Origin of the sequence: Collinsella sp. TM10-22 (genome assembly GCF_003466125.1) — a bacterium.
Classification (GTDB): Bacteria; Actinomycetota; Coriobacteriia; order Coriobacteriales; family Coriobacteriaceae; genus Collinsella.
The window spans coordinates 216,275-229,934 of sequence record NZ_QSOC01000001.1 but is presented as its reverse complement, the minus strand read 5'-3'; the positions used below and the strand labels follow the sequence as shown (position 1 = coordinate 229,934).

Sequence of the window (13,660 nt, the reverse complement as noted above, 5' to 3'; positions counted from 1 at the left end):
CCGCAACATCGCTCGTAACATGTAGAATAGCCGCCCGGTTAGCGCCAGGCGGCTATTCTCGAATTGCAACATAGGAGACAAAATGGCACAAACCAGCAAAAAGATGCAGATCGTGTTTGCCTCGGCCGAGTGCGCACCGTTTGTTAAGACCGGTGGCCTGGGTGACGTGGCGGGCTCGCTGCCCGCGGCGCTTGTGCGCGCCGGCGCCGAAGTTATCGTGATGGTGCCCAAGTACGCCACCATCAAGGACGAATACAAGGCGCAGATGGAGCACTTCTCCGACTTTTACGTGAGCCTGGGCTGGCGCAACGAGTACTGCGGTCTCGAGAAGCTCGAGCACGACGGCGTCACCTATATGTTCATCGACAACGAACGCTACTTTGCGCGCGACTATCCGTACGGCTTCTTTGACGACGGCGAGCGTTTTGCGTTCTTCTCCAAGGCCATCACCGAGAGTCTGCAGCACCTGCCGGCCGGCTTTGAGTGCGACATCCTGCACTGCAACGACTGGCAGACGGCACTGGCGCCCGTGTTTTTGCGCGAGTTCTACCAGGGCTTGCCGCTGTACGACCGCGTCAAGACCGTGTTCTCGATCCACAACGTGGCGTTCCAGGGCCAGTTTAGCGACACCGTGATGGAGGACATCCTGGGTGTGGCGCATATTCCCGCCGCCGCCTCGCAGCTGCGTTGCGACGCCTGCAGCGTCAACTACATGCTGGGCGCGCTGCGCTATGCCGACGCCATCACCACGGTGAGCCCCACCTATGCGGCCGAGATCCAGACGCCCGAGTTTGGCGAGGGCCTGGACGGTGTGCTGCGCGAGCGCTCCTACGCGCTGCAGGGCATCCTGAATGGCATTGATGTGGCGGGCTTTGACCCGGCGACTGACAAGCGCATTGCCGCCAACTACACCGTGGAGGACCGCACCGGCAAGGCCGTGTGCAAGGCCAAGCTGCAGGAAGAGCTGGGGCTCGAGGTGCGCGACGACCGCCCGCTCATGGTGATGGTCACGCGCCTGACGCGCCAAAAGGGCATGGACCTGGTCATGTACGCGCTCGACCGCATTCTGGCCGGCGGCGTTCAGGTGGCCGTGCTGGGCACTGGTGACCGCGACTACGAGGACGGCCTGCGCTATTTCCAGGACAAGTACCGCGGCACCATGGCCGCGCGTATCGAGTTTGACCCGGCGCTGTCGCAGCGCATGTACGCCGCCGCCGACATGTTCCTGATGCCTTCGAAGTTTGAACCCTGCGGTCTGTCGCAGATCATCGCCATGCGCTACGGCACCCTGCCTATCGTGCGCGAGACCGGTGGCCTGAAGGACACCGTGCGGCCGTACAACGAGTTTACCGGCGAGGGCACGGGCTTCTCGTTTAGAAACTTTAACGGAGATGAGATGGGCGACGCGGTCTTCCGCGCAGCGCGCCTGTTCTGGGATAACCGCGACGCTTGGAACCAGCTGATCACGCAGGCCATGAGCCAGGACTTTAGCTGGACGCGCTCGGCCGACAAGTATCTGGACCTGTATTTCTTTATGCATCCGGAGATCGAGAGACCGGCAGCTGTTGTGGAGGCTGCGGCTGAGCCCGAGGTTGTGGCCGAGCCCGAGCCCAAGGCCGAGGTCAAGCCGGTTGAGGCTGAGCCCGCAAAGGCCGAGCCTGAGGCGAAGGCTGAGGCTGCTCCTGAGGCAAAGGCCGAGGAGAAGCCAGCTGCAAAGCCCGCAGCTAAGAAAACTACGACCCGCAGGACGACCGCCAAGAAAGCTACGACGACCAAGGCTGCTGCGTCTAAAACGACGGCTGCCAAGACAACGACCACGCGCAAGCGCACGACCGCCGCTGCCAAGAAGACTACCACGACCGCCAAGAAGGCAACAGCTGCCAAGACCACCACGCGCAAGCGCAGCACGACGACGACCAAAAAGACCACGACTAAGGCCGCAGCTACCAAGGCAGAGGCTAAGCCCGCCGCCGTCAAAGAGGAGCCCAAGCCCGAGGTAAAGCCCGAGCCGGCACCGAAGGCCGCCGAGGTCAAGGCTAAGACCAAGGCTGCCCCGAAGGCAGAGGCTAAGCCCGAGCCTGCCAAGGAGACCCCAGTCTCCCCCGCCGCTCCGGCAGAGGAAAAGGCCCCGTCCAAGAAGACGTCCGTCCGCAAGGCCACGGCTGCCCGCAAGCGCCGCTAGCCCGCAGACGATCCAAAACCTCATCAAACCCTAAGCAAGGGGCGCTCCAACCGGGCGCCCCTTCTCTGTAGAAAGTGGTAAAACGATTTTCTAGGACAACCGTTCGCCGATGGTAAACGGATGTTGTTTATACACCCTGTGTACAACAGATATACTTACATCCTGTGCGTAAAGCCCATGGCCCGCAGGCCGTGATTCTATTGAACTGGACCGTACTATGAGATTGATACACAACAGCCGTCTGCCGCAGTTTCGCACTCCGTTTGGCGCTGTGACCACTGGAACTTCCGTTTCGCTGTCGGTAATTTTGGAGGATGCCGACCCCAACCAGGCAACGCTTACCCTGCGTACCTGGGTCGACGAGATCGGGGAAACTCTGTATCCCATGACGCACGAGGGCGACGGCATCTTTACCGCCGAGCTAGAGTGCACCGAGCCCTGTCTTATCTGGTACAGCTTTATATGCAATATCGAGGGCCAGCCCGAGGTCCGCTTGGGCGCACCGCAGGGACGCACCGGCGGCGAGGGCGTAACCTACGACTACGCCGAAGTGCCGTCGTTCCAGATCACCGTCTACAAGCACCGCGAAGTTCGACCCGAGTGGTACGAGCGCGGTATGGTCTACCAGATCTTCCCCGATCGCTATGCCCGCGACGAGCACTGGCGCGAGCGCACGCTGGCCGAGGTCGAAAAGCCGCGTCGCGGCATTCAGCGCCGCATGGTCGAGGACTGGAACGAGCCGCCCGTATACGAGCGCGCCGAGGACGGCTCCATCAAGACCTGGGACTTTTACGGCGGGTCGCTCAAGGGCATACAAGAAGACCTGCCTCGCATCGCCGAGCTGGGATTTACTGCCATCTACCTCAACCCCATTTTTGAAGCCGCGAGTAACCACCGCTACGACACCGCCGATTACACCAAGATCGATCCAATTCTGGGCACCGAGCAGGACTTTACTGAGCTGTGCGAGGCGGCCGAGAAGCTGGGCATTTCCATCATTCTCGACGGTGTGTTCAACCACACGGGCGACGATTCAATCTACTTCAACCGCTACGGCAACTACCCCGGCGCGGGCGCGTGGCAGAGCGAGGATTCGCCGTGGCGCGATGCGTTTTATTTCCACGAGGACGGCTCGTACGACTGCTGGTGGGGCGTGGGCAATATGCCCGCCATCAATGAGAGCTCCGAACTGGTACGCGAGCGGCTCTTGGGCAAGGACGGCGTGATCCGTAAATGGCTACGTGCCGGCGCTCATGGCTGGCGCCTAGACGTGGCCGACGAGCTTTCGGACGATTTCCTGACCGAGATCAAAAAGGCCGTGCTAGCTGAGAAGCCCGACGCGCTGTTGCTCGGCGAAGTCTGGGAAGACGCCTCCAACAAGATTAGCTACGGACATCTGCGCCGCTACCTGCAGGGCTCCGAGCTGGACTCTGCCATGGATTACCCCTTCCGCGACATGGTCATCGGCTTTTTGATGGGCTACAAGAATGCCTTCCAGGCAGCCGAGGATATCGAGACCCTGCGCGAGAATTATCCGCGCGAAGCCCTGTCCTGCGCGCTCAACCTGCTGTCGAGCCACGACCGCCCACGCATCATCTCGGTGCTCGGCGGTGGCCCCGACGAGTCGCAGCTACCCGAGTGCGAGCGCAGCAAGTGGCGCCTGGACGAAAACTCGATGGACCTGGCCAAGAGCCGTTTTTGGCTTGCAACGCTCATGCAGATGACGTTCCCCGGCGTGCCTTCGATTTACTATGGCGACGAGTACGGCCTTGAGGGCCTGACCGATCCGGGCAATCGCCGCACGCTGCCTTTAAAGGAAGACCTGCACGACTTCGATACACTCGCCATCCTTAAAAACGCCTCGGCCGTGCGCCGCGCCCTGCCATTTATGGTAGACGGCGAGATCAAGGCCTTCGCGCTCAACGACGAGGTACTAGCCTACACGCGCACCGGTAAAGACGGTGAGGCCGCAACGGTTATCATCAACCGCAGCCTGCGCAATTCGCACCGTGTGACAATTCCGGCGCTCGGCGAATGCGCAAGCGACGTGATCAGCGGCCACGAGTGCGAAATCCACAACGGTACCATCACACTCGATCTGTATCCGCTGGGGTCGTCGATCATCTATCACCACGCCGAGCAACGTCTACAAGAGCCGCTTGATCACGGCGCGGGTGTCGTGTGCCATATCACCTCGGTGCCCACCGACGATGGCAAGCCCGGTACGATCGGCGCTCCCACGCGTCGCTTTATCGACCATCTGGCCGCAATGGGCATGCGCTACTGGCAGGTCCTGCCCGTCAACCCGACGGATTTCTTCCGATCCCCTTACGCCGGTCCCTCGGCCTTTGCGGGCAATATCGATTTGCTGCCCGAAAGCCACGAGGAGCTGGCCGCCGACTTTGTTACCTGGAAGGCTCGCGGCGGTGAGGATGCCGACCCGCTGTACACGGCGTTTAAACATCGCAACGCCAACTGGCTCGAGAAGTACTGCGTTTACATGGCCGTTAAGAAGTACTTTGAGGGCGAGTCGCGCCACGATTGGCCGGCAGATGTCGCGCGCTACAACGAGCATCTGATCGACGACAAGCGTTTCCACGACGAGGCCGAGCTGCAGGCGTACATGCAGTACCGCTTTGACCTGGCCTGGTGCGAGCTTATGAACTATGCGCACAAGAAGGGTATCGAGGTCATCGGCGACATTCCTATGTATGTCTCGGACGATTCGGCCGATGCGTGGAGCGAGCCCGAGAACTTCTGGCTGTCCGATACCGGCAAGGCGATTGAGATTTCCGGTGCGCCGCCCGACAACTTTGCGCCCGAGGGCCAGGTGTGGGGCAACCCGACGTTCCGATGGGACCACATGAAGCAGAACGGCTATAGCTGGTGGATGGATCGCCTGCGTCGCGCGTTCTCGCTCTACGACCGCGTGCGTCTGGATCACTTCCTGGGATTCCACAGCTACTTTAGCATTCCTGCGGGCAAGGACTGCGCCGACGGTCGCTGGCTGGCGGGACCGGGCAAAGACCTGTTCCAGACCGCCTACGATGAGCTGGGTCCGCTCAACTTTATCGCTGAGGACTTGGGCTATCTGACGCCTGGCGTTCGCGCCATGGCTTTGACCTGCGGCTTCCCCGGCATGGACGTGCTGGAGTTTAGCGACTACGACGTCCGTTGCGGCGTGCAACCCACGCCTGGCAAGATCCTGTACACCTCGACGCACGATACGTCGACGTTGGCCGGGTGGTGCACGCGTTCCTTTGCGGGCGGCGATGGACCGAGCGGTGTTGAGGTGGCGGCCAAGCTGATGGGCGACGCGCTGGCAAGTGATGCTCCCCTCGTGATGATGCCGCTGCAGGATGTCCTGGGGCTTGGCGACGACGCGCGCATGAACGTTCCGGGCGTAGCCACGGGCAACTGGACCTGGCAGGCTGACGAGGCCGACATTGCGGCCGCCGAGGGCAAAACTGCGCAGCTCCTGCGCGACACCCATAGATTCTGGGGCGAGGCGTGATAAAACGCCCGATATAGGGTACAGTACAGACGTTTGAATTTTTGCGGGCAGAGTAATCTGCCCGCTTTGTGCTGAAAAGGAAGTATTATGGCGCGCTACGATTACAAGTGCTCGAGCTGCGGCAACGTGTTTGAGGTTGAGCATCCCATGTCCGAGACTCCCGAGGTCGTTTGCCCGAGCTGCGGCGCTCCGGCGGCCAAGACGTTCTCGGCCAACGGCATTAAATTTGAGGGCAGCGGTTTCTACAACACCGACCAGCGAAGCGGCGGCTCAAGCACCAGCGCCACCAGCGGCTGCTGCGCCAATTGCCCGCACAACCACTAACAGCCGAGCAACCAACCACACGCCAACACAAACACGAAAAAGGGCGGCTTGCGACAACACCAGTCGCAAGCCGCCCTTTTTCGTAATGTCAACGCCTTTGCGCCAATACGGTCTGGGTAGCTAAAATAGCCCCGTCCCAAATTAGCTACTTTGGCGGACCAGGCGGGCGCAGAAGTGGCCGTCGTAGGAGTCGGCGTTTACCGGCACGCTTTGGAAGAGGCCTCGGTCGTTTTGGCGTACAGAAACGAGCTTCTTGGCTTGCTCGAAGTCGGGCAGTTGCAGAATCTGTGCCCCAGAAAGCGGTGCCATGGTAAAGCCGGCACCCTCGGGAGAAGCAAGGAACGCGTCCACGACCTGCGTGTTCTCCTCGTCGAAGACCGAGCACGTCGCATAGATGAGTTCACCGCCGGCAGCCACGCGCACGGCTGCTTCCTTGAGCATTGCCAGCTGCAGCTTGGGCAACTCGGTCGTAACGTCATTCTCAGTTAGGCGCCATGGGATCTCGGGATGACGGCGCATGGTGCCGGTGCCCGAGCACGGTGCATCGATAAAGACCGTGTCGAACTTTACCGGCTCGCCAAGCATGGCATCAAACGATGTGAGCACCTCATCAAGCTCGCAAGCATCGCCCGAAACCGTACGAACGCCCTGAATACCGGCCTTATGCAGGCGAGCGAGATTCAGATCGCACTTGCGATCATGCAGATCGAGCGCCGTATGCTGACGCTCATAGCCCGCACGCTTGGCCTGGCACATCATCACATAGGTCTTGGTGCCACGGCCGGCGCCAATCTCAAGGCAACGCCCAGGACGGGTCGCCGTAGTCGCGATAAGCTGGGCATTGAGATCCGAGGCCACGGCCGCAGCGCGCTCAAACACGCCCGACGCAACCGTGACCTGCGCATCGACCGGAGCATGGCAGCCCGGGAAGACAGGCGCAACGAGCTGCGAGATATACGGATCGGGCTTAGTCGCAAACGCATTCTCGTGCAGGGCCAGCGGCGCGGGGGCCAGATTGCCGGCAAAGTTAAGCGCACCCTCTGGCGTGTCAAACGACGCCATAATGCGAGCGCACAGCCAACGCGGCAGACCCATCAGGCGCGACAGACGGACCAAGCGCCGCTCAGACTCATCCACATCGGACGCAGTAGCAAAGTCCTCAACATTGTCCGCAACCTTGTGCAGCACGGCATTGGCCAAGCCAGCGGCGGACTTAGCACCGCAGCGAACCAGCTCAACACCCTGACTTACGGCAACGCGGCCAGGCGTATGCAGATAGAGCATCTCGAAGACCGAGATACGAAGCGCCATGCGAACACGCGGTGCAACCTTTTTGGGCTTATCGAGAAACTGGTCGAGCAGCTCATCCAAAATGCCCTGCGTGGCGGCAACGCCCAGCGCCAAGCGGGCAGCAAAAGCGGAATCGCGCTGGTCAATAGCCTTGGCCGATGCGCGAGAGGACAGCACGTCACGCGCATACATGCCGCGGCGGTCAGCTTCCATTAGCACATCGAGTGAAAGCTTGCGCGCAGGAGACAGCTTGCTCACGACAAAACACCCCAGATAAGATCGGCACCCTGCAGGCCAGCAGCCCAAGCAGAAGCGGCCATAGCACGCTTGCCATCGGGCTTAACTTCGAGCAACTCAACCGTGCCATCGGAAAGACCAAGGTAAACACGCTTGTTCTTAACGTCAACGGCGCCCTCTCCAAGCGACACATCAGCCGGCGCAGCATCGAGCACGCGCACGGTCTTACCGGCAATCACGCAACGAGCAGGCGCGGTATCGGACGAAGCCAGCACATGGCGCACGCAATCAAGCGCCGCCATGTGCGGATCCAGGCGCATCTCCTGCTTAGAAATCTTGGCAGCATGAGTGACGAGCGCCTCATCCTGCTCAGTCCAAACAGCCGAACCATCGGCAAGCGAGGGAAGCGTATCGGCAAGCAACTTGCCGCCAAGCTCACCAAGCTCCTTGGTCAAAGCCTCGGCATGCTTACCGGCGACTGACGTAGACGCCTGGGCGCAATAAGCGCCGGTATCCACGCCATGCCCAATGCGCATGATAGAAACGCCAGCAATCTCATCACCAGCGAGAATCGCACGCTGAATAGGAGCAGCCCCACGCCAACGAGGCAGCAGGGACGCATGAACATTCACAATACCGAGCGGCGCCATATGCAGCACCTCATCGGGCAAAATGCAGCCATAGGCAGCCACACAGAAAATGTCAGCCTGGGCAGCCCGGAGCGCCTCAACAACCTCAAGCGTCATACGATTAGCTTCAACAACAGGCAACCCCAGCTCAAGCGAGCGAGCCTTAACAGGAGACGGCTCCAGCTTCTTACCACGCCCACGAACAGCATCAGGACGAGTAACAACAAGTGCAATCTCATTCCCAGCCTCAACAAGCGAAGTCAAAGAAGGCACCGCAAAATCGGGCGTACCCATAAACACAATACGCATAAAGATCGTCTCCTCTCAACCAAAGCCGAGACGGCTAGAAAGAGCAGCGGAATGCCAAGTACCCAGCCCATCCGCAATAACAATTCAACAAGAACAAATATACACAAAACCAAAGAAAGAGCCGCAATAAAAGCAGCTCTTTCAGCAAAGCAATTATCAGCGAAGACGCCCATCCCTGGCCCAGCGGCACCCGGGCGAACCGAGCCAAAACAACGCAGTCCCCGGTGCTGAGCGCCCACATATCGTCCCGCGCGCAGTTTCGCAGCAAAGCGAGAATGTTTGAGCACGGGATGATATGTGGGCGCTCAGCACCGGGGACGGTAGGACTTACTCCGTCTCGCCCGGTCGAGCGCCGCGGGCCAGGGCGTCCTGGTACTCCTTGACAGCCTTGAGTCTCTGCATGGGCTTAAGACGCTCGAACATGGTGTTGCCGTGCAGGTGATCGATCTCGTGCTGTAGGCACACGCAGAACAAATCGCCCGAAGCCTCGTAGCGAATCAGGTTGGCGTCCAGATCGTACGCCTCGACGACGACATGGTCGGGACGCTCGATCTCGCAGTTAATGCCCGGAATGGACAGGCAACCCTCACTAAAGGGCACCAGATGGTCACTCTGCTCAACAATGACGGGATTGATAAGCACGTACGGGTCGTAGTCGTTCTTGTCGGTGTAGTCGCAGTCGATGGTGACGAGCTGAATAAGCTCGCCGATCTGCGGGGCAGCCAGGCCGCAGCCGGCGTTCTCGAACATCATCTTCTTCATCTTCTCGGCAAGTGCCTCGATCGCCGGGGTAATCTCCTCGATGACGGCGCACTCCTGGCGCAGACGAGGGTCGGGCGACAGTACGATTCCGTTGGCTTCCATGGTCATCCTTTCGGGTTGTTACATCAAATCATAGGCGTCGACGTCAACGCTCACGCTCACGCCGCGCACGGAGCCCACCTCTTTGAGGCAGGCGTCGATATCGTCAGAGACATGGTACCCCACGGGCGACTTCACAAGCAGGTGGAAGCGATAACGGTCCTTGGCTCTTTCGATTACACACGAAGCCGGGCCCAGCACCTGCGGCACGGCACTCCCCGCCCGCAAAAAATCGGTCGCGGCGGCATGCCAGCGACGCATGAGGAGCTTCGCGATGCGCCCAATATAATCCCGTGCATCATCTGCATTCGCCGACCACACCAAAATGTTGACTAGTCGAACAAACGGCGGATACAGCGCGTCGCGGCGCTGGTCCAGGTCGTGGTCGGTAAAGATCGAACGGTCATGTTCGGCAACGGCGCGAATGACCGGGTCCTCGGGCAGATAGGTCTGGATGATGACCTCGCCGGGGCGATCGCCGCGGCCGGCGCGCCCCGCCACCTGCTCCAGCAAATCGTAGGCACGCTCCCCCGCGCGAAAATCGGGCAGCTTGAGCGCAAAGTCGGCATTGACCACGCCCACGAGCGTGACCTCGGGAAAGTCGAGCCCCTTGGCGATCATCTGGGTACCCAACAGCACCGCGCAATCGGCGGCATCGAACTGCTCGAGCAGCTTTTTGTGCGCGTCCTTGCCGCGCGTGGAGTCGGCGTCCATGCGAATGATGGCGACGTCCTCGGGAAGCATCTGGTGCAGTGCGTCCTCGATCTGCTGCGTGCCCAGGCCCATTTTTGCCAGGTAGCGACTACCGCATTTGGGACAGCGGCTCGTGGGCGCCGGATACGGCTGCACGCGCCAGGACGATCCGCAGGTATGGCACTGCAGGGTGTGCGTGCGCTCGTGATACGTGAGTGCGGTGGAGCAGTGATTGCAGGTGGGGACGCAGCCGCACTCACGGCACATCAAAAACGGCGCAAAACCGCGGCGGTTGTGCAGCAACACGGCCTTTTCGCGACGCTCGACCACACGCTCCAAGCCCTCCATCAGCGGCTTTGAGAACATGGAGCGGCTGCCGTGCGAAAACTCGCGGCGCAGGTCGGCAATACGGACCGTAGGCAGCACGGCTTGTCCCGGGCGCTCGGGCATCTCGACGCGCGTCCAGGTGGCACCGTTATACGTGCCGCGGCGGCAGCGGTCGAGGGCCTCGGCAGAAGGCGTGGCCGAGCCCAGCACGAGTGGGCAACGATAGCGCCGCGCCATCTCGGCCGCCACCTCGCGCGCATGATAGCGCGGGCTGGAGCCCTGCTTGTAACTGGTCTCGTGCTCCTCGTCGATGATGATGAGGCCCAGGTCGTTAAGCGGGCAAAAGAGCGCCGAGCGTGCACCGACGACCACGCGCGCGGCACCGCTGGCGACCATATCCCACTGGTCCAGGCGCTCGCCGGCCGAAAGCCGCGAATGGAACACAGCGACCGTCTCGCCAAAGCGCGAGCGGAAGCGACCGACGGTCTGGGCCGTCAGCGAGATCTCGGGCACCAACACGCAGGCCGAACGGCCGGCCGCCAGCACGCGCTCAATCGCCGAAAGATAAACCTCGGTTTTGCCAGAGCCGGTGACGCCGTCGACCAGCACCACGTCGCCATGAGCGTCCAGACGGGCGCGCTCAATCTGCGCGAGTGCCTGTTGCTGTCCGTTGGTAAGGGAGACTGGCGCCTTGCCGCTTGCCGAGGACAGCGTGGTCTGCTCGCTGCAGCCACGCCACGCACGGCGCTCCTCCACCACCACGACACAGCGCTTTTCGAGCGCCTTGATGGTCGCCGACATGCTGTTATAGAGAAGGTTGAGGTCTCGGGTCGTGACCGGCCCGCACTGGAGCGCCTCGATAAGCTGACGCTGGCGGACCGCGGTCTTGGGCGGCGTATAGCCGAATCCCTCGGGCGTGAGCATGACCCAGCGATTTTGGATGGGTTTGACGGCGGGGCGCTCGACAGCCCACACGCCGTCGTCGCCCTTGACCACACGCGGGCTGCCGCCCGGAGGCAAAAACAGACGCAGACACTCGGAAAGCGTTGCGACGTACTCGCGGCTCATCCAGCGTGCGATACGGGCAGCCTCGGCGGTAAAGAGCGGTTTGCTGAGGATGGCCTCGATGGCTTTAATGCGCGCGGGGTCGAAGGCGCTGTTGCCCTGCAGGTCGCCCAGCTCAGGTGCAATGTCGACGATATAGCCCGCGGCGGCACGGTTACCAAAGTGGACCAGGACCGTGGACCCGACCTGTGCCTCGTTAGCAAGGGTTTGCGGGATGCCGTAGGCGAATGGCTCGGACAGCGCACGCGTCGGGATGTCGAGGACCACGCTCGCGTAGGCGGCGATGAGGTCAGGTGTATGCTCGGGCTTGGCCGGTGCAGCGGCAGGCACGGGCGCCGCTGGAACCTCCTCCGGTTCCGGCGAACCAAACAGCGACAGTTGTTGAGCCATACACCACCTCTAACGAACGGACCTGAAAGGGCTGGGACAAAATAATCAGTAGTGTTTGTCCCATGGCCGATACGAGTGTCGAGCGTGTTGCGTCGCTCGAACATGGGGCAAACACTACTGATTATTTTGTCCCAGCAACACGCTCATCGGTACAGAAACAAGAGCCCCGCTCGGGTGAACGGGGCTCGGATACATGCGTGTGCGCAGCGATTACAGTGCCATCGTGCGGGCGCGGTCGATGCGCGCCAGGCAGTCGTCGCGGCCGACGAGCGCCATGGTCTCGCCCAACGGAGGGCTCACCATGTTGCCGCAAACGGCGACGCGCACGGTCTGGAACACCACGCGCTTCTTGAGGTCCATCTGCTCGGGCAGCGGCTCAAGCGCGGCGTCGATGTTGGCAGCCGTCCACTCGTCCACACCCTCGAGCGCGGCCTTGGCGGCATCAAGAATGGCACCCATGCCCTCCTTGGCCAGGCCCTTGTTGACGGATTTCTCGTCATACTCGAGCGTCTCGGCCGTGGCAAAGATGGGAGCGGCGACGGTCACGGTGTCGGCCGGCATCTTGGTGCGCGGCTTGACGATGGCAGCGAGCGCGTCGATCCAATCCTCGCCGTACTCGACATTACCCTCGATGAGACCTGCCTCGTGCAGCTCGGGGACCATGATCTCGTCGGCAAACTGAGCATCGGACATGCCATTGATGTACTCGGCGTTGACCCAATCGAGCTTCTTGGGGTCGAAGGTCGCCGGGTTCTTGGAGATGCGATCGAGCGAGAACTTGCTGGCCAGGACATCGCGCGGGATGATCGTGGTCTCTCCGTCGAGCGACCAGCCGAGCAGCGCCAGGTAGTTGACGAAGGCATCGGACAGGTAGCCGGCGTCGCGGTACTCCTCCACCGAGGTGGCGCCGTGGCGCTTGGAGAGCTTCTTGCCGTCGGCGCCCAGGATCATGGAGATGTGGGCGAACGTAGGCACGGGCGCGCCGAGGGCCTCGTAGACCATGACCTGGCGCGGGGTATTGGACAGATGGTCGTCGCCGCGAATGACGTGGGTGATCTTCATCATGGCGTCGTCGACGACGGTCGCAAAGTTATACGTAGGCGTGCCATCGGAGCGGAAGATGACAAAGTCGTCGAGCTCCTTGGCGTCGAAGGTCACCTCGCCGTGGACGGCGTCGTGGATACGGACGTCGCCGCGGTCCTCGGGTACCTTGATGCGCAGGACGTAGGACTCGCCGGCCTCGATGCGGCGACGGGCCTCCTCGGGATCAAGATCGCGGCAACGGCGCTGATAGCCCTGAAAGGGGTCCTTGCGCTCCTGCGCGGCCTTGCGGTCGGCGTCGAGCTGCTCCTTGGTGCAGAAGCAGGGATAGGCCTTGCCCTCGTCCCAAAGCTTCTGGGCGGCCTGCTTGTACAGGTCCAGGCGCTCAGTCTGGGCGTAGGGGCCAAAGTCGCCGCCCACCTCGGGACCCTCGTCCCAGTCCAGGCCCAGCCAACGCATGGCGCGCAGGATGATCTGCGTATTCTCGTCGGTGGAGCGGGTGGGGTCGGTGTCGTCGATGCGCAGGATGAACGTGCCTCCGTTTGCGCGGGCAAAAGCCCAGTTATAAATAGCGGTGCGGGCGCCGCCGATATGCAGCTTGCCCGTCGGTGAGGGTGCAAAGCGGACGCGAACGTCTGATGCCATGGAAATCTCCTCGATTGCAGGATGGATGTCGAACCGTACCAGTATAAAGCAACAATGCCCACCTCCGCACAAAGGGCACCGACCCAGTCATTGGGTAGCTAATTTGGGACGGGGCTTTTTTAGCTACCCTATGTCGAGGTAGGCCTCTGGCTC

The 13,660-nt window shown here is 61.5% G+C and carries 8 protein-coding genes; 3 read left to right on the top strand and 5 right to left on the bottom strand.

The features are described 5' to 3' along the window. The first annotated feature begins 82 nt into the window (after positions 1-82). The 3 genes from glgA to DXD94_RS01030 all read left to right on the top strand — a co-directional run bounded on the left by glgA (position 83) and on the right by DXD94_RS01030 (position 6,020). Positions 83-2,182 (top strand): glycogen synthase GlgA, encoded by a 2,100-nt coding sequence (gene glgA / locus DXD94_RS01040; RefSeq protein ID WP_199568321.1) that lies wholly within the window; start codon positions 83-85, stop codon positions 2,180-2,182. Between the two features lie 217 nt (positions 2,183-2,399). Then, positions 2,400-5,696: a 4-alpha-glucanotransferase gene (locus DXD94_RS01035; protein WP_117762939.1), complete on the top strand. Its 3,297-nt coding sequence runs from the start codon at positions 2,400-2,402 to the stop codon at positions 5,694-5,696. 87 nt (positions 5,697-5,783) lie between these two features. Beyond that, entirely contained in the window at positions 5,784-6,020 is a 237-nt protein-coding gene (locus DXD94_RS01030) for an FmdB family zinc ribbon protein (protein ID WP_117735090.1), read from the top strand. 141 nt (positions 6,021-6,161) lie between these two features. Here the strand turns inward: DXD94_RS01030 and DXD94_RS01025 are convergent, their stop codons facing one another. The 5 genes from DXD94_RS01025 to gltX all read right to left on the bottom strand — a co-directional run bounded on the left by DXD94_RS01025 (position 6,162) and on the right by gltX (position 13,507). Then, complete coding sequence (locus tag DXD94_RS01025) at positions 6,162-7,568, bottom strand: RsmB/NOP family class I SAM-dependent RNA methyltransferase (RefSeq protein ID WP_233540287.1); 1,407 nt, start codon at positions 7,566-7,568, stop codon at positions 6,162-6,164. After that, complete coding sequence (gene fmt, locus DXD94_RS01020) at positions 7,565-8,485, bottom strand: methionyl-tRNA formyltransferase (RefSeq protein ID WP_117762938.1); 921 nt, start codon at positions 8,483-8,485, stop codon at positions 7,565-7,567. Before fmt ends, DXD94_RS01025 begins: the two co-directional genes overlap by 4 nt. Before the next feature lie 327 nt (positions 8,486-8,812). Continuing rightward, positions 8,813-9,349 (bottom strand): peptide deformylase, encoded by a 537-nt coding sequence (def, locus tag DXD94_RS01015; protein ID WP_117742857.1) that lies wholly within the window; start codon positions 9,347-9,349, stop codon positions 8,813-8,815. 18 nt (positions 9,350-9,367) lie between these two features. Next, positions 9,368-11,821: a primosomal protein N' gene (gene priA, locus DXD94_RS01010; RefSeq protein WP_117762937.1), complete on the bottom strand. Its 2,454-nt coding sequence runs from the start codon at positions 11,819-11,821 to the stop codon at positions 9,368-9,370. A 210-nt stretch (positions 11,822-12,031) separates the two neighbouring features. Beyond that, positions 12,032-13,507, bottom strand: coding sequence for a glutamate--tRNA ligase (gene gltX, locus DXD94_RS01005; protein WP_117735086.1), 1,476 nt, complete (start codon positions 13,505-13,507; stop codon positions 12,032-12,034). Between the last annotated feature and the right edge of the window lie 153 nt (positions 13,508-13,660).

What these genes read in the sequence shown, in the direction of transcription:
- glgA (WP_199568321.1), top strand. Translation starts at nt 83, where the DNA reads ATGGCACAAACCAGCAAAAAGATGCAGATCGTGTTTGCCTCGGCCGAG.
- DXD94_RS01035 (WP_117762939.1), top strand. Translation starts at nt 2,400, where the DNA reads ATGAGATTGATACACAACAGCCGTCTGCCGCAGTTTCGCACTCCGTTT.
- DXD94_RS01030 (WP_117735090.1), top strand. Translation starts at nt 5,784, where the DNA reads ATGGCGCGCTACGATTACAAGTGCTCGAGCTGCGGCAACGTGTTTGAG.
- fmt (WP_117762938.1), bottom strand. Translation starts at nt 8,485, where the DNA reads ATGCGTATTGTGTTTATGGGTACGCCCGATTTTGCGGTGCCTTCTTTG.
- def (WP_117742857.1), bottom strand. Translation starts at nt 9,349, where the DNA reads ATGGAAGCCAACGGAATCGTACTGTCGCCCGACCCTCGTCTGCGCCAG.
- priA (WP_117762937.1), bottom strand. Translation starts at nt 11,821, where the DNA reads ATGGCTCAACAACTGTCGCTGTTTGGTTCGCCGGAACCGGAGGAGGTT.
- gltX (WP_117735086.1), bottom strand. Translation starts at nt 13,507, where the DNA reads ATGGCATCAGACGTTCGCGTCCGCTTTGCACCCTCACCGACGGGCAAG.